This is a genomic window from Janthinobacterium sp. FW305-128, assembly GCF_020858135.1.
Lineage (GTDB): Bacteria > Pseudomonadota > Gammaproteobacteria > Burkholderiales > Burkholderiaceae_D > Janthinobacterium.
This window is the reverse complement of the sequence record NZ_JACYMK010000001.1, coordinates 221,548-246,663: the sequence shown is the minus strand read 5'-3', so window position 1 is coordinate 246,663 and position 25,116 is coordinate 221,548. Positions and strand designations below refer to the sequence as shown.

General features: G+C 63.9%; 27 protein-coding genes. 9 read left to right on the top strand and 18 right to left on the bottom strand.

All coding sequences use genetic code 11. The features are described from left to right. Entirely contained in the window at positions 1-402 is a 402-nt protein-coding gene (locus tag IGS60_RS01150) for a DUF2809 domain-containing protein (protein WP_230501879.1), read from the bottom strand. Positions 403-491: 89 nt separating this feature from the next. Next, complete coding sequence (locus IGS60_RS01145) at positions 492-1,397, bottom strand: LysR family transcriptional regulator (RefSeq protein WP_070220329.1); 906 nt, start codon at positions 1,395-1,397, stop codon at positions 492-494. A 99-nt stretch (positions 1,398-1,496) separates the two neighbouring features. Here IGS60_RS01145 and IGS60_RS01140 point away from each other — a divergent pair, with 99 nt between their 5' ends. Continuing rightward, the gene (locus tag IGS60_RS01140) at positions 1,497-2,789 is read left to right on the top strand and encodes an SGNH/GDSL hydrolase family protein (protein WP_230501877.1); all 1,293 of its coding nucleotides are present in this window, start codon (positions 1,497-1,499) and stop codon (positions 2,787-2,789) included. On the opposite strand, the gene cysK is transcribed toward IGS60_RS01140, so the two are convergent. Further along, positions 2,750-3,682: a cysteine synthase A gene (gene cysK / locus IGS60_RS01135; RefSeq protein WP_070220332.1), complete on the bottom strand. Its 933-nt coding sequence runs from the start codon at positions 3,680-3,682 to the stop codon at positions 2,750-2,752. The genes IGS60_RS01140 and cysK overlap by 40 nt on opposite strands. Positions 3,683-3,778: 96 nt before the next feature. Continuing rightward, a complete protein-coding gene (locus IGS60_RS01130; RefSeq protein WP_034746152.1) occupies positions 3,779-4,243 on the bottom strand; it encodes an FKBP-type peptidyl-prolyl cis-trans isomerase in 465 nt (154 codons plus the stop codon). A 95-nt stretch (positions 4,244-4,338) separates the two neighbouring features. On the opposite strand from IGS60_RS01130, the gene thpR reads away from it, so the two are divergent. Beyond that, a complete protein-coding gene (gene thpR, locus IGS60_RS01125) occupies positions 4,339-4,857 on the top strand; it encodes an RNA 2',3'-cyclic phosphodiesterase (RefSeq protein WP_230501875.1) in 519 nt (172 codons plus the stop codon). A gap of 24 nt (positions 4,858-4,881) precedes the next feature. Here thpR and IGS60_RS01120 read toward each other — a convergent pair whose 3' ends face one another. Then, a complete protein-coding gene (locus tag IGS60_RS01120) occupies positions 4,882-5,739 on the bottom strand; it encodes a ThiF family adenylyltransferase (protein WP_230501873.1) in 858 nt (285 codons plus the stop codon). Positions 5,740-5,852: 113 nt separating this feature from the next. On the opposite strand from IGS60_RS01120, the gene pdxH reads away from it, so the two are divergent. Then, complete coding sequence (gene pdxH / locus IGS60_RS01115) at positions 5,853-7,061, top strand: pyridoxamine 5'-phosphate oxidase (RefSeq protein ID WP_230501871.1); 1,209 nt, start codon at positions 5,853-5,855, stop codon at positions 7,059-7,061. 127 nt (positions 7,062-7,188) lie between these two features. Further along, a complete protein-coding gene (locus IGS60_RS01110; RefSeq protein ID WP_070290923.1) occupies positions 7,189-8,424 on the top strand; it encodes a cyclopropane-fatty-acyl-phospholipid synthase family protein in 1,236 nt (411 codons plus the stop codon). Between the two features lie 22 nt (positions 8,425-8,446). Here IGS60_RS01110 and msrA read toward each other — a convergent pair whose 3' ends face one another. After that, the gene (msrA, locus tag IGS60_RS01105) at positions 8,447-8,980 is read right to left on the bottom strand and encodes a peptide-methionine (S)-S-oxide reductase MsrA (protein WP_230501869.1); all 534 of its coding nucleotides are present in this window, start codon (positions 8,978-8,980) and stop codon (positions 8,447-8,449) included. Positions 8,981-9,157: 177 nt separating this feature from the next. Between msrA and IGS60_RS01100 the strand changes: the two genes are divergently transcribed. After that, a complete protein-coding gene (locus IGS60_RS01100; protein WP_070290921.1) occupies positions 9,158-9,664 on the top strand; it encodes a flavin reductase family protein in 507 nt (168 codons plus the stop codon). Between the two features lie 38 nt (positions 9,665-9,702). Here IGS60_RS01100 and IGS60_RS01095 read toward each other — a convergent pair whose 3' ends face one another. The 11 genes from IGS60_RS01095 to IGS60_RS01045 form a co-directional block, all read right to left on the bottom strand. Beyond that, entirely contained in the window at positions 9,703-10,389 is a 687-nt protein-coding gene (locus IGS60_RS01095; protein ID WP_070290920.1) for an OmpW family protein, read from the bottom strand. A 98-nt stretch (positions 10,390-10,487) separates the two neighbouring features. Next, a complete protein-coding gene (locus tag IGS60_RS01090; protein ID WP_070311665.1) occupies positions 10,488-11,879 on the bottom strand; it encodes an SGNH/GDSL hydrolase family protein in 1,392 nt (463 codons plus the stop codon). Positions 11,880-12,120: 241 nt separating this feature from the next. Then, positions 12,121-13,140, bottom strand: a complete 1,020-nt coding sequence (locus IGS60_RS01085) for an L-threonylcarbamoyladenylate synthase (RefSeq protein WP_070220350.1) — start codon at positions 13,138-13,140, stop codon at positions 12,121-12,123. Beyond that, complete coding sequence (locus IGS60_RS01080) at positions 13,137-14,333, bottom strand: 5-(carboxyamino)imidazole ribonucleotide synthase (RefSeq protein ID WP_230501867.1); 1,197 nt, start codon at positions 14,331-14,333, stop codon at positions 13,137-13,139. The genes IGS60_RS01085 and IGS60_RS01080 overlap by 4 nt, the downstream gene beginning before the upstream one ends. A 15-nt stretch (positions 14,334-14,348) precedes the next feature. Continuing rightward, positions 14,349-14,846: a 5-(carboxyamino)imidazole ribonucleotide mutase gene (purE, locus tag IGS60_RS01075; RefSeq protein WP_070220354.1), complete on the bottom strand. Its 498-nt coding sequence runs from the start codon at positions 14,844-14,846 to the stop codon at positions 14,349-14,351. A 1-nt stretch (position 14,847) separates the two neighbouring features. Continuing rightward, positions 14,848-15,741, bottom strand: a complete 894-nt coding sequence (locus IGS60_RS01070) for a phosphoribosylaminoimidazolesuccinocarboxamide synthase (protein ID WP_230501865.1) — start codon at positions 15,739-15,741, stop codon at positions 14,848-14,850. A gap of 106 nt (positions 15,742-15,847) precedes the next feature. Next, positions 15,848-16,912 carry a class II fructose-bisphosphate aldolase gene (gene fba / locus IGS60_RS01065; RefSeq protein WP_010401625.1) on the bottom strand — a complete coding sequence of 355 codons (1,065 nt, stop codon included), beginning with the start codon at positions 16,910-16,912 and terminating at the stop codon, positions 15,848-15,850. An 82-nt stretch (positions 16,913-16,994) separates the two neighbouring features. Continuing rightward, positions 16,995-18,443 (bottom strand): pyruvate kinase, encoded by a 1,449-nt coding sequence (gene pyk / locus IGS60_RS01060; RefSeq protein ID WP_070220360.1) that lies wholly within the window; start codon positions 18,441-18,443, stop codon positions 16,995-16,997. A gap of 110 nt (positions 18,444-18,553) precedes the next feature. Then, the gene (locus IGS60_RS01055; protein ID WP_230501862.1) at positions 18,554-19,765 is read right to left on the bottom strand and encodes a phosphoglycerate kinase; all 1,212 of its coding nucleotides are present in this window, start codon (positions 19,763-19,765) and stop codon (positions 18,554-18,556) included. 77 nt (positions 19,766-19,842) lie between these two features. After that, positions 19,843-20,193, bottom strand: a complete 351-nt coding sequence (locus tag IGS60_RS01050) for an AzlD domain-containing protein (protein ID WP_230501859.1) — start codon at positions 20,191-20,193, stop codon at positions 19,843-19,845. After that, positions 20,186-20,932: an AzlC family ABC transporter permease gene (locus IGS60_RS01045; RefSeq protein ID WP_070220366.1), complete on the bottom strand. Its 747-nt coding sequence runs from the start codon at positions 20,930-20,932 to the stop codon at positions 20,186-20,188. The genes IGS60_RS01050 and IGS60_RS01045 overlap by 8 nt, the downstream gene beginning before the upstream one ends. 258 nt (positions 20,933-21,190) lie before the next feature. On the opposite strand from IGS60_RS01045, the gene IGS60_RS01040 reads away from it, so the two are divergent. The 4 genes from IGS60_RS01040 to IGS60_RS01025 all read left to right on the top strand — a co-directional run bounded on the left by IGS60_RS01040 (position 21,191) and on the right by IGS60_RS01025 (position 23,503). Then, positions 21,191-21,385, top strand: coding sequence for a zinc-finger domain-containing protein (locus IGS60_RS01040; protein ID WP_070220739.1), 195 nt, complete (start codon positions 21,191-21,193; stop codon positions 21,383-21,385). A 72-nt stretch (positions 21,386-21,457) separates the two neighbouring features. Then, positions 21,458-21,883 (top strand): nuclear transport factor 2 family protein, encoded by a 426-nt coding sequence (locus IGS60_RS01035; RefSeq protein WP_070220368.1) that lies wholly within the window; start codon positions 21,458-21,460, stop codon positions 21,881-21,883. Between the two features lie 5 nt (positions 21,884-21,888). Then, complete coding sequence (locus IGS60_RS01030; protein ID WP_230501857.1) at positions 21,889-22,920, top strand: YheT family hydrolase; 1,032 nt, start codon at positions 21,889-21,891, stop codon at positions 22,918-22,920. Beyond that, a complete protein-coding gene (locus tag IGS60_RS01025) occupies positions 22,913-23,503 on the top strand; it encodes a DUF2946 family protein (RefSeq protein ID WP_230501855.1) in 591 nt (196 codons plus the stop codon). Before IGS60_RS01030 ends, IGS60_RS01025 begins: the two co-directional genes overlap by 8 nt. 3 nt (positions 23,504-23,506) lie before the next feature. On the opposite strand, the gene IGS60_RS01020 is transcribed toward IGS60_RS01025, so the two are convergent. Beyond that, the gene (locus IGS60_RS01020; protein WP_230501853.1) at positions 23,507-25,111 is read right to left on the bottom strand and encodes a M48 family metalloprotease; all 1,605 of its coding nucleotides are present in this window, start codon (positions 25,109-25,111) and stop codon (positions 23,507-23,509) included. Positions 25,112-25,116: the final 5 nt, after the last annotated feature.

Sequence of the window (25,116 nt, the reverse complement as noted above, 5' to 3'; positions counted from 1 at the left end):
CTAGCGGCGCTTGAACAGCGCCGCTTTATCCACCAGCGCCGCGATCGCCACGCCCGCCGTGTAGGCGATCAAATCGCCCCAGCCGAAGGTGGAACCGAGCACCAGATGCCCCAGCGGATGCGCGCGCAGCGCCACGAGCCAGGGCGTCTGGACCAGCTGGCCGAATTCCACGGCAAAGCAGATCAGCAGCGCAGTCAGCGCCAGCTGCCACGTGCGCATGCGCGTGGCGAAGATACCCAGCGCAAAGACGATCATCATGGCCCACAGGGCGTCGCCCGGATACTTGCCGAGCGCGGCGGGGAGGAATTGGGGATAGGCGCGCGAGGCCAGGCCCAGCGCGATGACAGCCACGGTTGCGCCCACCTGCAGCAGGCGGCGGCGTTCAGGTTTTACCAGGAACATATTTCCATTCAAAGGCACAATACGGGCCGAACCATTGCGGCCCGTCCGATATTGTACTGCGCGGCCGTGTCCGCCTGCAGCCTATCGCATCAAGCCAGGTCGACATGCTGCGCCAGAAAGTCGAGAAAAACGCGCACGCGCAGCGGCACGTGCCCGCCCTGCCCCACGAAGACGGCATGCACGTCTTCGCTGTCGCCGGGGTTGAACGCTTCCAGCACGGCCTGCAATCGGCCCGCCGCGATATCGGCGCGCACCTGGAACGCCGCCAGGCGCGCCAGTCCCAGTCCCGCCAGCGCCAGTTGCCGCAAGGCTTCGCCATCGCTGGCCTGCGCATTGCCAACGACGGGCACGACGATGTCGCCCTCGGGCAGGCGCAGCGGCCAGCCCGAGCGGGCGCGCGCGTAATTGGCGTCGAGCAAATTGTGCGACGCCAGCTCGGCCGCTGCCTGCGGCGTGCCGCGCCGCGCCAGGTAGCTTGGTGCCGCCACGATCGCCATGCGCGTCTGGCCCAGCTTGCGCGCCAGCAAATTGGAACTTTTCAGGGGACCGGCCCGCACGGCCACGTCCGTGCGTTGTTCGAGGATATCGACGACTTCATCGGTGAGCACGATGTCGAGCGTCACCTCGGGATAGCGCTCGAGAAACAGCGGCGCCAGCGGCAGCAAAAAATGCTGGCCGAACGGCACGTTCGCATTCACCCTGATCTTGCCGCGCGGCACATCCTGCACGCCCGCGCAGCGCTCCGCCTCGTCCAGCGCCGCCAGCACCTGCATCCCCCGTTCATACAGGCCGCAGCCTTCGGCCGTCAGCTGCAGCTGGCGCGTGGAGCGGTTCAGCAGGCGCGCGCCCAGGCGCTCTTCCAGCCGAGACACGAGCTTGCTGACGGCCGACGGCGTCATGCCGCAGGCGCGCGCGGCGGCGGAAAAGCCGCCCAGCTCGACCACGCGCACAAACACTTCCAGTTCGCCGGAACGGTTCACTTCCAGTCTGGCCATTGTGAATTCAACTCATAAATGTTCTTCGATGGGATAGTCTAGTACATAAATGGCTTTGCTTTCATCATGCGCACATTCCACTTGATAAAGCGAGCCGCCATGCAACGATATTCCCTCCTCCCCGCCGCCCTGCTGAGCCTGGCCCTGAGCACAGTATCTGTCCAGGCCGCCAACGCCGATACCAGCTGGCTGGCCAGCTGGACGGCCAGTCCGCAAGCTGTGTGGGGCAGCTACTTTGTGCTTCCCGCCAACGTGCCCGCCGTGCTGCACGAACAGACCGTGCGCCAGGTGGCGCGCCTCAGCGTGGGCGGCCCGCGCGTGCGCATCGTGCTGTCGAATGCCTACGGCAAGGTGCCGCTGCGCATCGGCGCGGCCACCGTGGCCCTGGCCGCTTCCGGTTCGGCCATCGCAGCGGGCAGCCTGCGCACGCTGACGTTTTCCGGCCAGCCGGCGGCCACCATGGCACCGGGCGCGCCGCTCGTCAGCGACCCCATCAACCTGTCCGTGCCGGACCTGGCGCGCCTGACGGTGAGCGTCCACCTGCCGCAGCCCAGCGCGACTGCCACGTTTCACTGGGATGGCCGCGAGACGGCGTGGATCGCGCCGCAGGACCAGACGCGCTCCCTCCGCATCGATGACGCGCCCGGCGTGCAGACCACCACGGCGCGCCTTTTACTGAGTGCCATCGAGGTGGAGGCGGCGCCAGGGGCGCAAGCGGTGGCCATCCTCGGCGACTCGATCACCGATGGCGCCAGCGCCAGCCTGGGGATCGATGCGCGCTGGCCCGATTTCCTGGCCGAACGCCTGGCGCCGCACGGCGTGGCCGTGATCAATGCGGGCATTTCCGGTGGACGGCTGTTGTCCGACGGCATGGGTGAGAACGCCCTGGCCCGCTTCGAGCGCGACGTGCTGGCGCAGCCCGGCGTGCGCACGGTGGTCGTCTTGTTGGGGATCAATGACATCAGCTGGCCCGGCACGGCGTTCGCGCCTCGGGCACAAAGACCGACACTGGAAGAATTAAGCAGCGGCTACGCGCAGCTGGTGGCCCAAGCGCGCAGCCGCGGCGTGCGCGTCATCGGCGCCACTGTGACGCCGTTCGCAGGCGCCCTGCCCGGCACGCCCTTGAGCGACTATTATCAAAAGGAAAAAGATGCGCTGCGCCAGCAAGTCAATGCGTGGATACGCGCCAGCGGCTTGTTTGACGCCGTTCTCGACTTCGACGCCTGGGCGCGCGACCCGGCCCATCCGCTGCGCCTGCTGCCCGCCTACGACTCGGGCGACCATCTGCACCCGGGCGACGCGGGCAACCGGGCGCTGGCGGAAGGCATAGCCCTGCCCCTGCTGTTGAACGGTCAGTCGCCCAGGCCCGCGTACAAGGCCGTGCTCAGGTAGCGTTCGCCGAACGACGGGATGATGGTGACGATGGTCTTGCCCGCGTTTTCCGGGCGGCGCGCCACTTGCAGGGCGGCCCACAGGGCGGCGCCCGACGAAATGCCGACCAGCAAGCCTTCATCGCTGGCGGCCAGGCGCGCCGTGGCGAAGGCGTCGTCGTTCTTCACGCAGATGATTTCGTCGTAGATGGCCGTGTTGAGTATCTGCGGCACGAAACCGGCGCCGATGCCCTGGATCGGGTGCGGTCCCTTGGTACCCTTCGACAGCATCGGCGACGCTTCCGGTTCCACGGCAATCATTTGCAGGCCGGGCTTGCGTTCCTTCAGCACTTCGCCGATGCCGGTAATCGTGCCGCCCGTGCCCACGCCGGCGACGACGATGTCCACTTGCCCATCCGTGTCGCGCCAGATTTCCTCGGCCGTCGTGGCGCGGTGGATGGCGGGGTTGGCGGGATTATTAAATTGCTGCAACATCAGATAGCGCGGGTCGGCCGCCACCATTTCCTCGGCCTTACGGATGGCGCCCAGCATGCCTTCGCTGCCCGGCGTCAGGACCAGCTCGGCGCCGTAGGCGCGCAGCAGGATGCGCCGTTCACGGCTCATGGTGTCGGGCATGACGAGGGTACAGCGGTAGCCGCGCGCGGCGCAGACCATGGCCAGCGCAATGCCCGTGTTGCCGCTGGTGGGCTCGACGATGACGGTATCGGGATGGATCTTGCCTGCGGCTTCCGCCGCGACGATCATGGACAGGCCGATGCGGTCCTTGACGCTGTGCGCGGGATTGTAGAATTCGAGTTTGGCGAGGATGGTGGCCACACTGCCGGCGGCGATGCGGTTGATGCGCACCAGGGGGGTGTTGCCGATCAGTTCGGTGACGTCGTTGGCGATGTTCATGGAAGGAATCTCCGCTATTTCAAGAAATCCCAGTCTACCGCGTTTCAGCACGCCGATGGCGGCGGCGCGAGCATGCGCCGCCGCCAAACTGAACAATTACTTCACGTCCAGCAATTCCACGTCGAAGATCAGTGCCGAGTTCGGCGGAATGTCGCCATTGCCGGCGCCGCGCGGACCGTAAGCCAGTTCGCCTGGAATGATCAGGGTGCGCTTGCCGCCCACTTTCATGCCAGCCACGCCCTGGTCCCAGCCCTTGATGACCATGCCCTTGCCCAGCGGGAAGTCGAACGGGCCACGGCCCACGGAGCTGTCGAACTTCTTGCCGCGCGAATCTTTCGCCAGGGGACGGTACAGCCAGCCCGTGTAATGCACGGTGACGTTGCTGCCGACGGACGCTTCCTTGCCCGTGCCGACCTTGTTGTCGATCAGAATCAATTTATCGGCGACAGGGCCAGGGCTCAGCGAGACGGCGGAGGCGGGAACAGGCGCTGGCGCCTGTGCCTGCGCCAGCGACGCGGCGACGGAGCAGATCAGGGCAAACAAAACGGAGCTACGCGTCATGATGTATTCTTTCAGTGAGTTTCGGTGAGATCCCTGCCAATGCGAGTGGGCAGGGAACACCAATCATAGCAAACCGCCGCAACGATAGGAAAAACTTGTCGCCCGATACCCATTGCCCCCGCCTGTTTTACGCACTGTGGCCCGACGCGGCCACGCGCGCGGCGCTGGCCGCCTGGCAGGCGCGCCTGCAAGGCAAACCCGTGCGCGCGGACAAGTTGCACCTGACCCTGGCCTTCCTGGGCCAGCACCCCGCCAGCGACCTGCCGGCCCTGCTGGCTATCCTGGCACAATTGCCGGCGCGTCCCATGCCCTTGCTGTTCGACCACGCCAGCCACTTCACGCAGCTGGCGCTGGCCTGGGCCGCCCTGGCGCAGCCCTCGCCGGCCCTGCTGGACTTGCGCGCGGCCTGCATGCGCGCGCTGGCGCAACAGGGGCTGGCGCCCCGCTTCGAGCACGACCGCTTTACGCCGCACGTGACCCTGGCGCGCCAGGCGCCGCCGCCGGCTAGCCAGGACTTTGCGCCCATCGCCTGGCAGGCGGATGAACTGGTGCTGGTGGAATCGCTGAAAAGCAGCGGCGACTACCGCATCGTGGCCAGCCGCAAACTGGTTTAAGCGGCGTGGCTTAAGCGGTGTGGCTTAGGCGGCGTCCGGCACCGCCACTGGCTCGGCGGCCAGTTTGTCCTGGCGCAAGCTTTTCAGCGCATGGGCGGCCGCCACCATGCCGAAGCTGGCCGTCACCACCACGCTGGAACCGAAGCCGGCACAGTTCAGGCCCGTGACGCCGGCAGGCGCGCTGCCATCGATGGCGCACGCTTCCGCGCTCTCGGGCGTGCTCAACGGCTCCATGGAAAACACGGCATCGACATTGAATTTGTTTTTCACGCCACGAGGGAAACCATATTCGGTGCGCAACAGTTTGCGTACTCTCTTGAGCAGCGGTTCCTGCTCCGTCTTCGACAAATCGCGCACGGCGATCAGTGTCGGGTCCGTCTGCCCGCCCGCGCTGCCGATGGTCAGCATGGGAATGTTGCGCGCGCGGCAATACGCGATCACGGCTGCCTTGGCCTTGGCATTGTCGATGGCGTCGACCAGATAGTCGAAATCGCGCCCGCCCAGCAACTGCTCCAGGTTATCGGGGGTGATGAAATCCTCGATCTGCGTGACCTGGCACAAGGGGTTGATCAGTTCGATGCGTTCGGCCAGGGCCGTGATCTTGGCCTTGCCGATGGTGTCGCTCATGGCCTGGATCTGGCGGTTGATGTTCGATTCGGCAACATTGTCGAGGTCGATCAGGGTCAGGCGGCCGACGGCGCTGCGCGCCAGCGCTTCGACGATCCAGGAACCGACGCCGCCCACGCCGATCACACACACGTGGGCCGCGCGAAAACGCGCCAAAGCGGGGGCGCCGTACAGGCGGGCTATGCCGCCGAAACGCCGTTCAAAATCGATCTCGGTCAAGTCCATGGAAATTAGTTCATTGGTGGAGGTATGCATGGCGCCATTTTAACGGACACTGCGCTGGCGGATATTCTAAAATAGCCGAATTGACACAGCGACAAGCTCCGTTTGTCGCCGCGCCCCCACACCGTTCACCACGAGAACTCGCCATGACCGCTCCCCTGTTCGACTCCGTTCCCGGCTTTGACCAGCCCATCGCCGTGCTCAAGCATTGCCACGACAAGATCCGCAAGCAACTGACGACCCTGCAAAACCTGCTGGCCCACCTGGTGCAGCATGGCAACACGGCGGACGCGCAGCAGGCGGCCAAGGCGGTGTTGCAATATTTCAATAAGGCCGCCCATCTGCACCATGACGATGAAGAGCAAGACCTGATGCCCATGCTGCAGACCACGGCCACGGGCGACGATGCGGCCCTGCTGGTGACCCTGGTGCCGGAAATCCTGGCCGACCATCAGCGCATGGACCAGGCCTGGCTGACCCTGCGCCCGGAACTGGACGCCATCGCGGCCGGCACGGGCGTGCAACTGTCCGCCCATGGCGTGCGCGACTATGTGGCCGCCTATCAGGCCCACATGAGCAAGGAAGAGGGCCAGCTGGCACCGATGGCCAAACGCCTGTTCAGTGCGCAACAGATGGAGCAGCTGGGCACAGCCATGCAGCGCCGCCGCGGCATCGCTCCCGAGGCGCCCGCAACGGCAGCCCAGCCGGACGCGGCCGCCGTGCTGGCGGCCATGCGCACCGATTACGTGCAATCGAGCCTGAGCGAGACGGATGTGCTGGCCGATCCCATCGCCCAGTTCCAGAAATGGTTTGCCGAGGCCGTCAAAGCCCAGGTGCTGGAGCCGAACGCCATGAGCTTGTCCACCGTCAGTGCCGACGGCAAGCCCAGCTCGCGCATCGTGCTGATCAAGCAGTTCGACGAGCGCGGCTTTACCTGGTACACGAATTACCAGAGCGACAAGGGCCAGCAGCTCGAACACAACCCGCACGCCGCCCTGCTGTTCTTCTGGGGCGAGCTGGAGCGGCAAGTGCGCATCGAGGGCACGGTGGTGAAAACCACGGCCGCCGAGAGCGACGAGTATTTCAATGTGCGCCCCGTGCAAAGCCGCTTGTCGGCGATTGCCTCGCAGCAAAGCGCCCCTATCGCCGACCGTGCCGCACTGGAAAGCAATTACGAGGCCGTGGTGGCCGCCGTCGGCGACGCGCCACCGCCGCGCCCGGCCCACTGGGGCGGCTACCGTTTGCAGCCGGAACGCATCGAATTCTGGCAGGGGCGCCGTTCGCGCTTCCACGACCGCATCGTGTTTACACGCGGTGCTGACGGGCAATGGAGCATGCAACGCTTGCAACCATAAGCAGGACAGTCAAGGCGGCGCAAAGCAAGCTGGTCAATATCGGTGTAGGCTATGAGGGTAGAAGTTACTAAATGACATTGTTTCTCAATTTGCGGCCGCAACAGCGGCCGCTTCATTGGAGGCTATTTTGTTTGTACAAAACCAACTCAAGTCCTGGATTGCCGGTATCCGCAGCAAGACTGCCTTGCCGCTGCGCATAGAATTGTGGAATGGCCAGCATGTCGACCTGTCCAGCGAAACGCCCACAGTCACCATCCGCCTGCCGACCGTCGCCTCGGCCCGCTATCTGCTGAACCCCTCGCTGGCCAACCTGGGTTCGGCCTATGTGGAAGGCAATATCGAAGTCAAGGGCACGGCCCAGGACATGATTGCCATCTGTAATGCCCTGGCCCGCAACACCTTGAAACCGGAAGGCAAGCTGGCCCGCATCGTGCGCAGCTTTACGCACGACAAGAGCAAGGATGCCGAAGCCATCCGCTACCACTACGACGTGTCGAATGCCTTCTACGAGCAATTCCTCGACCCCGCCCTCGTGTATTCCTGCGCCTATTTCGAACACGGCGATGAAACGCTGGCGCAGGCGCAAGTCAAGAAGATCGACCATATCCTGAAGAAAATCCAACTGCAACCGGGCCAGACCCTGCTCGACATCGGCTGCGGCTGGGGCGCGCTCGTCATGCGTGCCGCCCAACAATATGGCGCCCGCTGCGTGGGCGTGACCCTGTCGGAAAACCAGTACGCGCTGGCGCGCGAGCGCGTGGCGGCGGCCGGCCTGGCCCACCTGATCGACATCCGCCTGCAAGACTACCGCGACGTCACGGGCCAGTTCGACCGCATCACCAGCGTGGGCATGTTCGAGCACGTGGGATTGAAACATTTGCCCGATTATTTTTCCATCATCAACAAGCTGCTGGCGCCGGACGGCATGGCGATGAACCACGGCATCACCTCGACCGACCCGGAGAATGGCGAAACGCCGTATGGCGGCGGCGAATTCATCGAAAAATATGTGTTTCCGCACGGCGAACTGGCCCATATCGGCAATGTCCTGAAAACCATGCAGCAAGGGGGGCTGGAAGTGCTGGACGTGGAAAACCTGCGGCGCCACTATGCGCGCACCTGCGCCCTGTGGACGGAAAATTTCGAAGCCCATGCCGAGCAGATCCGTCCGTTGGCGGGCGAGCGGCGCTTCCGCATCTGGCACGTCTACCTGGCCGGCTGCGCCTATGCCTTTGAGCAAGATTTGATCAGCCTGTACCAGATCGTCTGCGTGAAGGCGGGCCGGCGCTCCTCCACCCTGCCCTGGTCGCGCAACTACATGTATGCGCAGGACGCCAGGCCGGCGCCCCTGCTGGCGACCTGATCCTGATGCCCACGCGGGGCGCTTACTTCAGGCGCTCGGCGTACATGGCGCGGAATTTTTCCACCTTGGGCACGACAACGAGGGCGCAATAGCCCTGCAAGGGATGCTGCTCAACATAATTCTGGTGGTAATCCTCGGCCGGATAAAAGACCGATGCCGGCGCCAGCTGCGTGACGATCGGTGCATCCCACACGCCGGCCATCTCGGCCAGCACCTTGCGCGCCACGCTTTCCTGCTCCGCCGACTGATAATGGATAACGGAGCGAAATTGCGTGCCGACATCATTGCCCTGCCGGTTCAGGGTGGTAGGATCGTGCAAGGTAAAAAAGATTTCCAGCAAGTCGTGGTAAGGGATGACGGCGGGATCGAATTCCAGCCGTACCACTTCCGCGTGGCCCGTCTCGCCCGTGCACACCTGTTCATATCCGGGGTTGGGCACCGTGCCGCCCGTGTAGCCGGACTCGACGTGCGTCACGCCGCGCACTTCCCCATACACGGCAGCGAGGCACCAGAAACAGCCACCGCCGAATACCGCCACTTCCGTCTGTTGGTTCATGATGTCCTCCCGCAACGCCTGTGCGACGTATCATTTCATTACTGTAACGCAAAGCGCCATGGCCTGCAGTGCCGCTTGAAACGGCGCGTGGTGCACCGCACATAAGGGGCATGCCGGCCACGATTGCGCTGGCGTGGCCGATTTTTGGCATAATGTCAGCAAATAGACAGGTCACCCATGAACACACGCTCTCCCCGCGCGCCAGCGCAAGAATTCGATACGGCACATTTTCGGCAGGCATTGTCACAGTTTGCCACCGGCGTGACGGTCATCACGACGCGCCTTGCCGACGGCAGTTTCCGCGGTCTGACGGCCAGTTCCTTCAATTCCGTCTCGCTGTCGCCGCCCCTGGTGCTGTGGAGTCTGGGCACGGTGGCGAACAGCATGCCGATTTTCAGCGGCAACTCGCATTACGTCATCAATGTGCTGGGCGCCGAGCAGGCGGAACTGGCGCAGCGCTTTGCACGGCGCACGCCGAATCCCTTCGACGACGTCGAATACGAACTGTCGCGCACGGGCCAGCCCATCCTGAAAGGCGCGTCGGCCTGGTTCGAATGCCACAACCGCAGCCGCTATCCAGAAGGCGACCACGTCATTTTCGTGGGCGAAGTAGAACAATGCGCGTTTGCCGCGCAGCCGCCCTTGATCTTCCACAATGGTAAGTTCAATACACCGCCAGCCTGAGCGGGACAAAAAAAATCCGCCGAGGCGGATTTTTTGTTTTACAGGGTAAATTTATACCCGATGCTGACACTCACGGCGAGCGGATCGAGCTTGATATCCTGCGTCTGCCCCGTCGAGAATTTCGCCTTGGTCTTCAGGAAGGTCTTGACCACGGCCACGTCGGCAAACCAGCGCTCGTTGAAGGACAGGGTGCTGCCGACCACCAGGCTGCCTGCCAGTTTGTTATCCATGCGGTAAGTGACGGGCGCTCCACCCGGATCCAGCAAGGCCGTCATCTGGCCCGAGCCTTTTTCCTTCTGGAAATATGCATACGTCAAGCCCGCGCCCACGTAAGGACGGATCATCGCATTGGGCTGGAAGAAACGGTACTGGATGAAGGCCGTCGGCGGCAAGGCTTCCGCCGTCCCCAGCTTGCCCGTGCCCTTGATGGCACCATCGCCCATCAGGTCATGCTTGTACGGCACGCCCAGGATCATTTCAGCGGAAATATTGTCCGTGATCATGTAGGCAAAGGTCAGGATGGGCTTGGTATCCGCCTTGACGTCGGCCTTCGTGCCCGGCAGTGCCGGCGCGGAAATGTCGCCACTATCGACGTGGGGCGTGATTTTGTTGAGGCCGACCTTGGCCATCCAGGTGCCTGCGCTTTGCGCCGAAGCGCCCGTCGCCATGGCCATCGCGGCGGCGGCGGCCAGCACGCGTACAGCGGTATTCAAACGATTTTTCATCTTGTCTCCTGATCATTATGTGCGGATAGCCGGGCTATCCAGTCTTGTCGCTGCCGGCGCCAGCCCCGTCCCCCGGACGCGGCTGGCGCGGCGATTCCTTACAGCCAGCCCCGCACGACCATGTCCTTGGCCACATAACGGGCCAGCAACAGGTTGTTGAACGGCGTAGGGTGCACATCGTCGGCATACGCGTAGTGGCTGACGTCGCCCGCTTTCAGGTTCGATCCATTGCACACCAGCGAGCTGCCCAGGATATTGCCAGGTGCGCTCAGGTCGCACGCCGTCTCGCTGACATTGGTCAAGCCATACGGGCCAGGGTTGACGCCCTGGTCATGGCTGACGGCAAACACGTCGACCAGCAAGACTTTCGCATTGCCGCTCAGGCCACCGCTCAGTTCGCCATTGAAGGCGCTGACCATGGCATTGATGAGCGTCTTGGTATTGGCATCCTTGCTCAAGCCCGATGGCGTACCGGCCACGTCCGGCAAGTTGTTGACGATGACATAGTTGGCGCCCTTGGCGATGATCTGATCCTTGACCAGCGCCACCAGTTCAGTACCCGCTTGTTTCATGGCGGCAATCAGCAACGGCCCCTGGGCCGCCGCATAATCGGCGCCGGCCTTGGCGCCGGCAGCATTGCCGGTGACCGTCGCATCGGCTTGCGCCTTGGTGACCAGCGGACCATACACTTCCAGCGCGCCTACCGCCGTATTGCCGGCAATCACGGCCGCTTGCACCGCGGCACCGACGATGGTCGCCGAGGTGGCGCCAGGCGCCGCGCTGGCCGTCTGGATGGCGGCGCCGATGGAGGCGGCCGCCGTGGCGGGATTGGGCGCGCCGGCGGCCAGGGCCATGGTTAAATTGGTGGCAAAAGCCTTGGCGCCCGCATCGGCGCCCGCCGTCTTGCCGGCCGCCGTCGCACCGGCCTGCAATGCGCCGAGCTGGAACAGCACGTCATTGCCGCCCGCCATCACGAAGACGGCTTCTGTGCCGCTGAACTTGCCCCCGGAAGCAGCCAGGTGGTTCGCGATCTGCGTCACCACGGGCACGGTCAGGGCACCGAGCTCGCTGCCCGTCAACTTGTTGTTCGGACCGACGGGGTTGGTCACGCGCGAACCGCCCATGGCGTAGCCGTAGCAGCCCGGATGCTTGACGCGTGGCACGGACAAGCCTTTTGCCGCATTGCCTTCCAGGCCAGTCTCGGCGGCGCATGGGGCGGCCAGGCCGAATTGCGCGGCCAGGTGCTCGGTCCAGTTCTTGCCTGTCAGTTCAGGATTGATCTTGGTATTGTCGCCATTGATGGTGAACTTGCCGCCACCTTTCGCCAGCACTGTGCCCACGGCATACGAACCGACATCGGACAGGCTGTCGCCGAACGACACCTGCGCCGTGTACTTGACTTTCAAGGTTTGATCACCGCCACTGGCGCCGCCGCAACCTGCAAGGACAGCCGCAGCCAGCACGGCCAGCGCAAATTTTGTTTGATGCATTTTGTCTCCTCGGTCTTTTTTATGGTTTCTAAACGAACGGGCGTGCTATTCGTTACCCAACTAATATGCCATCGTTCCAGAGGCTTGTATAGAAAATATGCTTTAAAAATCAACGAAATAACAACACCGCCTGCGCCCTGTGATGGCCGGGCGATCTGCTGAATTATGGAGGATTTACTATGTTTCGTGGCAAGCATTGCTATTGCGCTGCATCAAGAAAAAGCCCCTTGCGGGGCTTTTTTCAGACGGACAGGAATTGCTGCAAGATACCACTTGAGCCGAATGCGGCACGCCGCAAACGGTCGTTGACGCCGAGCCACGCGGGGCCCGTCGGTGGCGCTTCGACGAGGATCAGCTCGGCGCCGACCTGGTCCATCGTGCGCAGCGAGGCATACAGCGCATGTGCGTAGTTTTCCGGGCTGGCGGCCAGGCGCACGCTGGCGCTGGCCGGCGGCAGATCCGAGTAGTGGATCAGCGCCACGCGGCGCCCGTCATTGAGCAGGCGGTTCAAGGTGGCGCGCACGTCGTCGCTGTGCTGCATCGCAACAGGCGTGTGTGGCGCATAGTGCGATTCCAGGGTGCCCGAGGCACGCGGTGCGGCCGCGTCGGCCACGGCCGGTGCGCGGCCAATGACGGCGGCGATCTGCTCGCTGCTGATATGGCCGGGACGCAACAGCACGGGACCGTGCGTGGCCAGGCGCGACAGGTCGACGATGGTCGACTCGATGCCCACGTCGCTCTGCCCGCCGTCGAGCACCAGGCCCAGCAAGCCGCTGTCGAGCTCCGCCGCGAATTCATCGCGCACGTGCTGCGCCGTGGTGGGGCTGACGTTGCCGAACTTGTTTGCCGACGGCGCCGCCAGGCCGCCGTTGCCGCCCTTGAAAGTGCGTAGCAGTTCGATAGCCACCGGATGCGAGGGGCAGCGCAAGCCCACCGTATCCTGGCCGCCGGAAACGGCATCGGGGATATGCGCGGCGCGCTTGACGATCAGGGTCAGCGGACCGGGCCAGAAGGCCGCCACCAGCTGTTCCGCCTCGACCGGAATATCATCGGACCAGTGCGCCAGGTCGGCGCCCGGCGCCACGTGCACGATCACGGGGTGGTCCGAGGGACGGCCCTTGGCTTCATAGATGCGCGCCACGGCGGCCGGGTTTTCCGCATCGGCGCCGAGGCCGTACACGGTTTCCGTCGGGAACGCGACGAGGCCGCCCGCTTCCAGCACGGCGGCCGCCGCCGCCAGGTCGTGTGCGGGCACGCTCACGGCGCGATTCCCAGGATCAGGCAAGCATCGCGCAGGCGCTGCTGCGCCTCTTGCAAGGTAGCGGCGATGAAGGTCAGGTGACCCATCTTGCGGCCACGGCGAGGATCGTCCTTGCCGTACAGGTGCAAACACGCGCCCGGCAGCGCCAGCACCTGGTCCCACGCCGGTTCGCTGGCGACATCGCTGTCGTCGGCAAACCAGGCGTCGCCGAGGAGGTTGAGCATCACGGCCGGCGAATGCTGGCGCACCTCGCCCAGCGGCAGGCGCGCCATGGCCCGCACCTGCTGCGCGAACTGGCTGGTGACGCAGGCATCCATCGTGTAGTGGCCGCTGTTATGCGGGCGCGGCGCCATTTCGTTGACCACCAGGCTGCCGTCGGTGAGCACGAAAAACTCGATGCACAGCACGCCGACATAGCCGAGTTCGGCAACCATGGCCTGCGCCGCCCGCTGCGCCATGGCGGCGCTCTCGTCCGACACGTTCGGGCCCGGCACCGTGGTAGTAAACAGCACGCCGTCGCGGTGCACGTTTTCGGCGATCGGATACACGACCGATGCGCCGTCCACGCCGCGCGCCGTCAGCACGGACACTTCATACGCCAGCGGCAGCATCTTTTCCAACAGGCAAGTTACCTCGCCCATTTCCGCAAACGCGGCGCGCACCTCGTCGCGCGTGCGCACGCGGAACTGGCCCTTGCCGTCATAGCCCATACGCACGGTTTTCAAAATGCCTGGCAGCAAGTCGTCGGCGATGCCGTCGATGTCAAGCTGCGTGGCGATCACCGTATGCGGCGCCGGCAGCACGCCCGATTTCGGGGCGCAGGCGACAAAGAAACGCTTTTCCGCGATGCGATCTTGCGCCACCGACACGCCGTGGGCGTTGGGCGCCACAAACACGCGTTCGGCCAGGCGCGACAGGCTGTCGGCCGGCACGTTCTCGAATTCCGTGGTGACGGCCAGACACTGCGCGGCCAGGGCGTCGAGTCCGGCCGCATCGCTGTAGCCGGCATTGACCAGGCGCTGCGCCACCTGCCCCGCAGGGCAGGCGTCCGATGGTTCCAGCACGGCCACTTGGTAGCCCATGCTCTGGGCGGCCTGGGCAAACATGCGGCCGAGCTGGCCGCCGCCCATCACGCCCAGCCATGCCGGTGGGTTGGCCGCGGGCAGCAATGGGGAAGTCGATTTACTATTCATTATTTTTCAAGCACATTATTCAGGCAAGACCATGGCCTTGGCGGCGGCCGTTTGCGTGGCACGGAAGGCTTCCAGCTGCTCGGCCAGGGCGTCGTCGTTGGCGGCAAGCATCGCCACGGCCGTCAGCGCCGCATTCGCCGCGCCCGCTTCGCCGATGGCGAAGGTGGCCACCGGCACGCCCTTGGGCATTTGCAGGATCGACAGCATGGAATCTTCGCCGCGCAAATACTTCGACGGCACGGGCACGCCCAGCACGGGCACGATGGTCATCGCGGCCACCATGCCAGGCAGGTGGGCCGCACCGCCGGCGCCGGCGATAATGGCGCGCAAGCCGCGCGCGCGTGCGCTTTTCGCATACGCATACATCTCATCGGGCATGCGGTGCGCGGAAATGACTTGCGCTTCGTACGGCACGCCAAACTGTTTCAGGATGGCGACCGCGTTCTGCATCACGTCCCAGTCCGAAGACGAACCCATGATGACGCCGACCAGCGGCTTATTCTGCTCGCTCATCTCAGGCCTTCAGCTTCTCGCCCGTCAGGCGTTCGATGGCTTCAAAGTACTTGGCCTGGGTTTTTTCGATGACGTCGGCCGGCAGCGCCGGCGCCGGTGCGGTCTTGCCCCAGGTCAGTGTTTCCAGGTAGTCACGCACGAATTGCTTGTCGAACGACGGCGGCGAAATGCCAGGCTGATACGAGTCCGCTGGCCAGAAGCGCGAGGAGTCGGCCGTCAGCACTTCATCCATCAGATGCATGACGCCGTTGTCGTCCAGGCCGAATTCAAACTTGGTGTCGGCGATGATGATGCCGCGCGTGGCAGCATATTCGGCGGCCGTCTTGTACAGGGCGATGGCGACGTCGCGCATCTTGGCGGCCAGTTCCGCGCCGATGCGCTCTTTCATTTCCGCAAAGCTGATGTTTTCATCATGCTCGCCCAGCTCGGCCTTGGCCGCCGGGGTGAAGATCGGTTCCGGCAGCTTTTCCGCCTGTTGCAGGCCGGCTGGCAGCTTGATGCCGCAGATGCTGCCCGTGTCCTGGTAATCTTTCCAGCCCGAACCGATGATGTAGCCGCGCACGACTGCCTCGACCATGATGGGCTTCAAGCGCTTGGCCACGACGGCGCGGCCCTTGACTTGCTCCACTTCCTCGGGCGCCACCACGGACTCCGGCGCCACGCCGGTCAGGTGGTTCGGCACGATATGGCCCAGTTTCTCGAACCAGAAATCGCTCATCTGGTTGAGGACCTTGCCCTTGCCGGGGATAGGCTCATTCATGACGACATCGAAGGCCGACAGGCGGTCCGTGGTGACGATCAGAATCTTGTCGTCGCCAACGGCGTAATTGTCGCGGACCTTGCCGTGGCCCAGCAATGGCAGGGAATGGATGGAAGTCTGATAGAGGCTGTTCATAGCGGGGGAATAGTTGGATGAAACGAAACCGGCAGGCAGGGAAGGCGCCCGCCGGTCGAGAAAATCGGGCACGGAGCATTGCTTCCGGCCCGTTCCAGACAGAATTTTACTTCACAATTTGCGACAGCTCGCCGGCCTTGTAGCGCTCGGCCATTTTTTCCATCGTGATGACCTTGATTTTCGACGCCTGGCCTTCGCAGCCGAAAGCCTGCATGCGCGCGCGCACGATTTGCTCGGCGGCGGTACGGGCTGGCTTCAGGAAGTCGCGCGGGTCGAATTTCGACGGGTTCTCGAACAGGTACTTGCGGATCGCGGCCGTCATCGCCAGGCGGATATCGGTGTCGATGTTGATCTTGCGCACGCCGTGACGGATGCCTTCCTGGATTTCTTCGACTGGCACGCCGTAGGTTTCCTTCATGTCGCCGCCAAATTCGCGGATGATGGCCAGCAATTCCTGCGGCACCGACGAGGAACCGTGCATCACCAGGTGGGTGTTCGGGATGCGCGCGTGGATTTCCTTGATGCGGTCGATGGCCAGGATGTCGCCCGTCGGCTTGCGCGTGAATTTGTAGGCGCCGTGCGAGGTGCCGATGGCGATCGCCAGGGCGTCGCACTGGGTGCGCTGCACGAAGTCGGCCGCTTGCGCCACATCCGTCAGCAGTTGCTCGCGCGTCATGGTGCCGTCGGCGCCGTGGCCGTCTTCCTTGTCGCCTTTCATGGTTTCCAGCGAACCGAGCACGCCCAGTTCCGCTTCCACCGTCACGCCGATGGCGTGCGAGAATTTCACCACTTCACGCGACACTTCCACGTTGTATTCGTACGACGCGACCGACTTGCCGTCCGCTTCCAGCGAACCGTCCATCATCACGGAAGTAAAACCCGAGCGGATGGCGGCCATGCAGACGGCCGGCGACTGGCCGTGATCCTGGTGCATGACGACGGGGATGTGCGGGTACGCTTCGACGGCGGCGTCGATCAGGTGGCGCAGGAACGCTTCACCGGCGTACTTGCGCGCGCCAGCGGACGCCTGCATGATCACCGGGCTGTTGAGCGCATCGGCGGCAGCCATGATGGCTTGCACTTGTTCCAGGTTGTTGACGTTGAAAGCAGGAATGCCATAGCCGTTTTCGGCGGCATGGTCCAGCAGTTGACGCATGGATACGAGAGACATGGTAATACTCCAGATAACAATAGAAACCGTTGCGGCGCTTCGCGGTGGTCAATAACCGCGCCGGCGCCTGAATTCTTGGGCCTTATTCAAATTCGCCGACTGTCACAATCTTTAATGCATTCGTACCGCCCACCTGGCCCATCGGCTCGCCCCAGGTAACGACGATCATGTCGCCCTTTTTGACGATGCCCTGCGCCACCAGCAGCTCTTCCGCCTGCTTCAGCACTTGCGCGCTGGGAGCGTTCTGCATCAGATGATACGCCCGAACATTGCGGTACAGCGCGGCTTTGCGCAAAGTCGTGACGCTCGGCGTGAGCGCATAGATCGGCGTATCGATACTGTGGCGGCTCATCCACAAGGCGGTGGAACCCGATTCCGTCAGCGCCACGATGGCTTTCACGCGCAGGTGATGGGCCGTAAACAGCGCGCCGTAGGCGATCGACTGGTCGATGCGGGTAAACGTGACGTTGAGGAAGTCGGCATCGAGCTTGTTGTATTCGGACTGTTCCGCTTCGACGCAGATGGCGGCCATCATTTCCACCGTCTCGATCGGGTACTTGCCCGAGGCCGTCTCGGCCGACGTCATGACGGCATCCGTGCCGTCCAACACGGCATTGGCCACGTCGGACACTTCGGCGCGGGTCGGCACGGCGTTGACGATCATCGATTCCATCATCTGCGTGGCCGTAATGGCAAGCTTATTCGACGCGCGCGCCATCTTGATCATGCGCTTCTGCAAGGCCGGCACGGCCGCATTGCCCACCTCGACGGCCAGGTCGCCGCGCGCCACCATGATGCCGTCGGAAGCGTCGAGAATTTCCTGCAGCGCGGGAATGGCTTCCGCCCGCTCGATCTTTGCGATCATCATCGGCTTGTGGTGGTACGGTTCGCCGGCGATATTGGCCAGCTGGCGTGCCATTTCCATGTCGGTCGCGCATTTCGGGAAGGAAATGGCCAGATAGTCGGCCTGGAAACTCATGGCCGTCTTGATATCTTCCATATCCTTGGCCGTCAGGGCCGGCGCGGACAGGCCGCCGCCCTGGCGGTTGATGCCCTTGTTGTTCGACAGCTCACCGCCGATCTTGACGGTGGTGTGGATTTCGCTGCCGTGGATGCGCTCGACGATCAGCACGATGAGGCCGTCATTCAGCAGCAGCACGTCGCCCTTGTGCAGGTCGCGCGGCAAGGCCTTGTAGTCGAGGCCGACCCGTTCCTGGTTGCCCAGCTCGCCGTTTTCTCCCCACTTGGCGTCGAGGATGAAGCGCTCGCCCGCTTCGAGCTGAATGCGCGTGTTTTCAAACTTGCCGACGCGAATCTTCGGCCCTTGCATATCGGCCATGATGGCCACTTCGCGGCCACACTCGGCCGCCGCCAGGCGCACCAGCGCGGCGCGGTCGATATGGTCCTGCGCCTTGCCGTGGGAAAAATTCAAGCGCACCACGTCGACGCCCGCACGTATCATTTTGACCAGGATATCGAAGTCGGTGGAGGCGGGGCCGATTGTTGCTACGATTTTTGTACCACGTGGCATAGGAATCCTTGTGCGCGAGCGAAGGTGAGCAAGGCCGGTTTGAGACAGCCGCCGGCAAGGTAAAAGCGCAGCGGTCAGGCTGCGCTTGGTGGCACGACAGTCAGGCTGGATCAGCCTGCGCGTTGCATCAGGATCTCTACGGCGGGCAAAGTCTTGCCTTCCAGGAACTCCAGGAAAGCGCCGCCGCCCGTCGAGATATAGCTGATTTTATCCGTAATATCGTATTTGGCAATCGCCGCCAGAGTGTCGCCACCGCCGGCGATCGAAAATGCTTTCGACTCGGCAATCGCCAGGGCCAGGGTCTTGGTGCCGTTGCCGAACTGGTCGAATTCGAACACACCCACGGGGCCGTTCCACACGATGGTGCCGGCGGCGGCGATCTGCTGCGCCAGCAGGGCGGCCGTTTTCGGGCCGATATCGAGGATCATGTCGTCATCCGCCACGTCGGCCACGTCCTTGACGGTGGCGGCGGCTGTCGGCGAAAACTCCTTGGCGCACACGACGTCGATGGGAATCGGCACTTGCGCGCCCCGTTTGGCCATGATGTCGATGATGGCTTTCGCTTCGTCGACGAGTTCCGCTTCCACCAGCGACTTGCCGACGTTCAAGCCAACGGCTTTCATGAAGGTATTGGCGATGCCGCCGCCGACGATCAGGTTATCGACCTTGTCGGACAGGGCTTTCAGAATGGTCAGCTTGCTCGATACTTTCGAACCGGCAACGATGGCCAGCAGCGGGCGGGCTGGCGCGTGCAGCGCTTTGTCCAGCGCATCGAGTTCGGCGGCCAGCAGCGGGCCGGCGCAGGCGACGGGCGCGAACTTGGCGATGCCGTGCGTGGACGCCTCGGCGCGGTGGGCCGTGCCGAACGCGTCATTGACGTAGATATCGCACAATTTCGCCATTTTTTGCGCCAGCTCATCGCTGTTTTTCTTTTCGCCCTTGTTAACGCGCACGTTTTCCAACAGGACGACCTGGCCGGCAGCCAGGTTTTCCAGGCCGGCGCCGTCGATCCAATTTTGTTTCAGTGCAACTTCCTGGCCCAGCAGCTCGGACAAGCGGGCCGCCACGGGCGCCAGGCTGTCGGCCGGCTTGAACTCGCCTTCCGTCGGACGGCCCAGGTGCGACGTCACCATGACGGCGGCGCCAGCGTCGAGGGCGGCACGGATGGCCGGCACCGAAGCGCGGATGCGCGTATCTTCGGTGATCTTGCCACTGTCATCTTGCGGAACGTTCAGGTCGGCGCGGATGAATACGCGCTTGCCTTGCAGTGCATTTTGGGCGATCAAATCTTGCAGACGGATGAAGTTGAGAACAGCTGACATGGCGATCCAGATGACGAGTGGAAGGAAGTGCGCTATTTTACCGCAATGACCAGACCAAATCGCCGATTTGTCCTGCTTTACTGAAAAACGTGCAACAGTCGCAAGCCCGTGAAAACCAGCATGCCAAACACGATGGTTTGCAGCATATTGCGGCGGATCACAAAAAAGAGCGTGGCGGCAATACCCGACAAGAGTTTCAAATTCGATAACTCCAAGTGGATTTGCTGCCCTTCCATCAGCATGTCGGGCGCGATGATGGCCGCCAGCGCGCAGGCCGGCGCATAGCGCAGCATCTCGCCCACGCGGCGCGGAATGGTGATGTGGTGGCCGATCAGCCAGAAGGTGCTGCGCGTGGCGGCAGTCGCCACCACCAGCACGGCGATGGCGATCCACACGTCCGCTCTGCCCAAGGCGATGCCGTCAAACATGGCGTTTTGTCCATTTTTCTGTCAATTCTTCCACGGCCATGGCGCTGACCATGCCCACCACGACGGCCACCAGCAAGCCCAGCTTATACGGCAGGCTGAACGCCAGCACGGCCACCGTGCCCGCCACCAGCACGCCGCACAGGGCGGCGCGGCTCAGAATCAGCGGCACCGTCACGCACAGGATCGCCAGCGTGCCCGCAAAACCCAGCCCCCATTCGGCCGGCACGACGGCGCCCAGCACGATGCCGATGAAGGAACCGATTTGCCAGGCCAGCCAGTTGGGGTAGATCAAGCCTTTCAGGAAAGGCAGCTTGGCCGGGTCCGGCGTTTCGTGCGGATAGCGCTGCAGGAACAGACCCACGGTGATGTCGCCGGCCACATAGCCGAGCGCAAAGCGCTGGCGCCACGGCAGATGGGCGAAATGCGGGGCCAGCAGCACGGAAAAGATCACAAAGCGCAAATTGACGACGAGGGCCGTGGCGAAGATCACCCATACGGGCGCCTGCGCGGCCAGCAGGGGCAAGGATGCAAGCTGGGCCGAGCCGGCAAAGACAAACAGGGTCATGGCCCCCGCCTGCGCCACGGTCAAGCCGCTTTTCACCATGGCCACGCCCACCACCATGCCCCAGGCGGCGATGCCCAGCAAGGTGGGCGCGCCCAGGTTCAGGCCGGCGCGCCAGGCATCCTTCAGCAAGGCATCGTCGCTGCTGGCCGGGACGGCGTTCACGCGGGTGTTCATGCGAGCCCCCGGCAGGCTGAGTGTGGTAACTGCACAACAATGGTGCAAGATGACAAGGGCGGCAACGGTGATACCGGCAAGGCAAATCCAGTCAGTGTGGTGCTGCAGCTGCCATATTTCCGCGAAAACCCGCGCCGCAGCCGAAGATGATCAAGCCGCCATTTTAGCCATGATTTTTGCTGTCTGCCTGAATCCGTTAAAATCGTGGTTTTGGCAGCAGCCGACTTCCATCCATACAGCCTCACGGAGCATGACAAGATGACAAAAACCACCCAGCCAGCGGTCGAACTCGACGGTAAAGACTTGCCAGCCCACTGCCCTAACCCGGCCATGCCGCTGTGGTCATCGCATCCGCGCGTGTTTCTGGAATTCAACAAAGACGGTATCGCCAAGTGCCCGTACTGCGGCACGGCCTACACCCTGAAGGAAGGCGCCAGCGCCGGCCATCATTAAACTGCCCAGCGGCGCGCCCCCAGCGCGCCGTTTTTATGTGCATCAAGTTATACCGTTCAGCCCGGAGTCGTCATGAAACGTCTGAAAGAACTCAATGGCAGCGCCGCGGAAGTCGAAGCGGCGTTCTACGATGCCTTGCACCGCGCCGACCTCGAAGCGCTGATGGCGCTATGGGCCGACGATGAAGAAATCGTCTGCATCCACCCGGGCGGCGCGCGCCTGATCGGCCATGCCGCCATCCGCGCCTCGTGGGAAACCATCCTGGCCGGCGGCGGCCTGCACATCGTGCCCGCGCAGCTGCATGAAACGCACAATCTGATGAGTTCGGTGCACACGGTCATCGAAGGCGTCACCAATGAAGACGGCGCACCGGCGCATCTGCTGGCCACGAATGTGTATGTGAAAACGCCGCGCGGCTGGCGCATCGTGCTGCACCACGCGTCCATCGCCCCGGGCGGCGCGCCGGCCGACGCCACGGGAACGCAGATCCTGCACTGATGTCCTTGCCGCTTATTGACAACGCCCCCTACACCGCCCCGCTGTGGCTGCCAGGCGGCCACGCGCAGACGATTTATCCTGCCGTGTGCCTCGCCAAGCCGGCAGTGGCCTTCCGCCGCGAACGCTGGCAAGCGCCCGATGGCGACTTCGTCGACGTCGACCTGGTCGACGGCCAGCCGGGCCAGCCTTTCGTGCTGCTGTTCCACGGCCTGGAAGGCTCGTCGAACAGCCATTACGCGCGCGCCCTGATGGCCGAGGTGGCCGCGCGCGGCTGGTCGGGCGCCGTGCCGCATTTTCGCGGCTGCTCGGGCGAAGCGAACCTGGCGCCCCGCTTTTACCATTCGGGCGATGCGCAGGAAGTGGACTGGATCGTGCGGCGCCTGCGCCCGCGCGCCACGGGGAAATTTTATGCGGCCGGCGTCTCGCTGGGCGGCAACGCCCTGCTGTGCTGGCTGGGCCAGTCGCAGCACCAGGCCGATTTCATCGATGCGGCGGCGGCCGTGTCGGCCCCGCTGGACCTGGCGCAAGGGGGCAAGGCCTTGTCTTCGGGCGCGAACCGGCTCTACACGCGCATGTTCCTGAACACGCTCAAACCGAAATGCCTGGCCAAGCTGGAACAGTTTCCCGGCCTGTTCGCGCGCGACGCCATGCTGGCCGCGCGCGACTTGCACGCCTTCGACAATGTCGTCACGGCGCCCCTGCACGGCTACCGCGACGCCGACGATTACTGGCACCGCGCCAGCGCCAAGCACGTCTTGCAGGACATCACCGTGCCGACCCTGGTGCTGAACGCGCAAAACGACCCCTTCCTGCCCGGGCGCTTCCTGCCGCGCAGCGCCGCGCCGACGGTCACGCTCGAGTATCCGCGCCACGGCGGCCACGTCGGCTTTGCGGCAGGCAAGTTGCCGGGCAGCACACGCTGGCTGCCACAGCGCCTGATCCATTTTTTTGAGGGCGGCAACATGGCGCCGCCGGCCCCGCAAACCTGTCACGCTGGCAGTTCGCAAACGCACACGGAAAACGCTACACATGGATGAACTCGTCAAACAGGCCCTGGTCAAATGGCCGAACGTACCGCACTGCTACGGCTGGCTGGGCCTGGACGCGCGCGGCCACTGGCGCATGCGCGACCAGCATGCGCAACAGCGACAACTGCCTGGCGACAAGATCGCCCACGAAGCCCTACTGGGATTTATCAACCGCAATTACGGCCATGACGAACGCGGCTGCTGGTTCTTCCAGAACGGCCCGCAGCGCGTGTATGTAAATCTGGAAGCGACACCCTACATCGCCCGCGGCGACCCGCGGCACGGTTTTGTCTTGCAGACGGGCGCGCCGCTGGAACAGATCGAGCAGGTGTATTGGTGCGACAACGGCGTCTTGATCTTGCGCCAGGGCGAGGTCGTGGCGCAGGTCGATGACCGCGACATGGCGCAAGTGCTGGACGCCCTGCACGTCGATGGTCAGGTGGCCAGCGACGAGGCTTTGCTGGCGTGGCTGGAAGAGCGCCGGGGCAAGCTGACCCTATTGCATAACGGCAAGGAGATCGCCGTGCAGCCGCTGCGCTACGACGCCGTGCCGCAAACCTTCGACTTCCAGCCGATGCCGCAAGCCGAATAAGGCTTATCCCTTCTGGTCCTTGATCTGCTCGCGGCGCTTTTCCTGCAATTCGCGCTCGCGCGCATCGATCACGGCCTGGTCATAAAAGGTCGCGTCCGTCGATTTGCGGGCGATCGTCAGCTGGTCCAGCGCGGCCATGGTGGCGCCCTGCAGCACGTAGGATTCGGCCAGCGCCATATGCTGCAAGGTCATCTTGCCCTGATCCGCATAGGCTTTCGCCAGTAAATCGTACAGTTCCGGCTCTTCCTTGTAGAGCTGCACCTGCTCACGCAGGTACAAGGTGGCTTGCTCCAGCTTGCCGGCAGCCATCAGCGCTTCCGCATATTGGTGGGCAATGCCGCGCGAGAGGGGAAACTGCTGGCGCGCCGCATCGGCCGCCTTCAAAGCCTGTTGCGCCACTTCCTTCTTTTGCGCCGGCATCAACAGCACTTCCAGCCCCATCGCCGCCAGCAGCGAATTGGGGCCCTGCGTGCCGCCCGACGTCAGCACATTCGGCCCGGCCGGCTGGTGCAGGGCGGCATTGGCCGCATCGAGTTCCTTTTGCGCCTCCGCCGGCTTGCCCTGCTTGACGGCGACAAAGGACAAGCCGTAATGGGCGGCCGTAACCTGGAAGCGGCTTTGCTGTTCCAGCTGCGTCTTGAAGACGGCCTTGGCGTTCAGCAAGCCTTGCACGCTTTCATCCTGCAGCACGCGGGCGCGCGCGCGGGCCAGGTGGAAACTCAGGCTGTCCGCACGCTGTTTGTAGGGCTGCTCGCGGATGCGCGCCTGGATGTCGGCGATGCGTTCCGTCGTCAGCGGGTGGGTCTGCAGATAGGCGGGCATCAGGTCGCTGTACGAACGGCTGGCCGCCTGCATGCGGCCGAAGAAAGCCACCATGCCGGTGGTATCGAAACCGGCCTCGCCCATGATCTGGAAACCGATGCGGTCCGCCTCGCGTTCGGCGTCGCGGCCGAAATTGAGCTGGCGCTGGATGGCCAGGCCCTGGCCGGCGGCAAACACGCCCATGGCCACGTCGCCGCCCGCGCGCGACGCGAGCGCCGCCAGCAGCATGGCGGCCAGCGGCATCAGGGCATCCTGACGCTGCTGGCCCAGCATGCGCGCGATATGGCGCTGCGCCACGTGGCCGATCTCGTGCGACAGCACGGATGCCAGTTCCGCCTCCGTTTGCGCCGCCAGCACCAGGGCCGAGTGCACGCCGATGAAACCGCCCGGCAAGGCAAACGCGTTCAATTGGGGATCGCGCACGGCAAAGAAGAAATAGTCGTAATTCGTTTCGCCGCGCACGCTGGGGCGCGCCGCCACGAGGGCGTTGCCGAAGGTATTCAGGTATTCGAGCAAGGGCGCGTCATCGAGATAGTCGCGGTCGCCGCGGATGCCGCGCATGATTTCCTCGCCGATCTTGCGCTCCATCGCCGGCGACAGGTCTTCGCGCGAGGTATCGCCCAAGTTCGGCAGATTCGGCGCCGGCGGCACGGCCAGGGGCGTCCAGCCGCTTCCCGGCTTGGCCGCCGCGCCGGCAGCCGGCGCCGCTGGCGCGGACGTATAGGTTTGCGCCAGCGCACAGGGCGCCGCCAGCGACAATGCAGCCAGCACGGATGCGCGCCGCAAGCGGC

Excerpts from the sequence above, each read along its gene's own strand:
- IGS60_RS01150 (WP_230501879.1), bottom strand. The coding sequence starts at position 402 with ATGTTCCTGGTAAAACCTGAACGCCGCCGCCTGCTGCAGGTGGGCGCA.
- IGS60_RS01145 (WP_070220329.1), bottom strand. The coding sequence starts at position 1,397 with ATGGCCAGACTGGAAGTGAACCGTTCCGGCGAACTGGAAGTGTTTGTG.
- IGS60_RS01140 (WP_230501877.1), top strand. The coding sequence starts at position 1,497 with ATGCAACGATATTCCCTCCTCCCCGCCGCCCTGCTGAGCCTGGCCCTG.
- cysK (WP_070220332.1), bottom strand. The coding sequence starts at position 3,682 with ATGAACATCGCCAACGACGTCACCGAACTGATCGGCAACACCCCCCTG.
- IGS60_RS01130 (WP_034746152.1), bottom strand. The coding sequence starts at position 4,243 with ATGACGCGTAGCTCCGTTTTGTTTGCCCTGATCTGCTCCGTCGCCGCG.
- IGS60_RS01120 (WP_230501873.1), bottom strand. The coding sequence starts at position 5,739 with ATGCATACCTCCACCAATGAACTAATTTCCATGGACTTGACCGAGATC.
- pdxH (WP_230501871.1), top strand. The coding sequence starts at position 5,853 with ATGACCGCTCCCCTGTTCGACTCCGTTCCCGGCTTTGACCAGCCCATC.
- msrA (WP_230501869.1), bottom strand. The coding sequence starts at position 8,980 with ATGAACCAACAGACGGAAGTGGCGGTATTCGGCGGTGGCTGTTTCTGG.
- IGS60_RS01100 (WP_070290921.1), top strand. The coding sequence starts at position 9,158 with ATGAACACACGCTCTCCCCGCGCGCCAGCGCAAGAATTCGATACGGCA.
- IGS60_RS01095 (WP_070290920.1), bottom strand. The coding sequence starts at position 10,389 with ATGAAAAATCGTTTGAATACCGCTGTACGCGTGCTGGCCGCCGCCGCC.
- IGS60_RS01090 (WP_070311665.1), bottom strand. The coding sequence starts at position 11,879 with ATGCATCAAACAAAATTTGCGCTGGCCGTGCTGGCTGCGGCTGTCCTT.
- IGS60_RS01080 (WP_230501867.1), bottom strand. The coding sequence starts at position 14,333 with ATGAATAGTAAATCGACTTCCCCATTGCTGCCCGCGGCCAACCCACCG.
- purE (WP_070220354.1), bottom strand. The coding sequence starts at position 14,846 with ATGAGCGAGCAGAATAAGCCGCTGGTCGGCGTCATCATGGGTTCGTCT.
- IGS60_RS01070 (WP_230501865.1), bottom strand. The coding sequence starts at position 15,741 with ATGAACAGCCTCTATCAGACTTCCATCCATTCCCTGCCATTGCTGGGC.
- fba (WP_010401625.1), bottom strand. The coding sequence starts at position 16,912 with ATGTCTCTCGTATCCATGCGTCAACTGCTGGACCATGCCGCCGAAAAC.
- pyk (WP_070220360.1), bottom strand. The coding sequence starts at position 18,443 with ATGCCACGTGGTACAAAAATCGTAGCAACAATCGGCCCCGCCTCCACC.
- IGS60_RS01055 (WP_230501862.1), bottom strand. The coding sequence starts at position 19,765 with ATGTCAGCTGTTCTCAACTTCATCCGTCTGCAAGATTTGATCGCCCAA.
- IGS60_RS01050 (WP_230501859.1), bottom strand. The coding sequence starts at position 20,193 with ATGTTTGACGGCATCGCCTTGGGCAGAGCGGACGTGTGGATCGCCATC.
- IGS60_RS01045 (WP_070220366.1), bottom strand. The coding sequence starts at position 20,932 with ATGAACACCCGCGTGAACGCCGTCCCGGCCAGCAGCGACGATGCCTTG.
- IGS60_RS01040 (WP_070220739.1), top strand. The coding sequence starts at position 21,191 with ATGACAAAAACCACCCAGCCAGCGGTCGAACTCGACGGTAAAGACTTG.
- IGS60_RS01035 (WP_070220368.1), top strand. The coding sequence starts at position 21,458 with ATGAAACGTCTGAAAGAACTCAATGGCAGCGCCGCGGAAGTCGAAGCG.
- IGS60_RS01025 (WP_230501855.1), top strand. The coding sequence starts at position 22,913 with ATGGATGAACTCGTCAAACAGGCCCTGGTCAAATGGCCGAACGTACCG.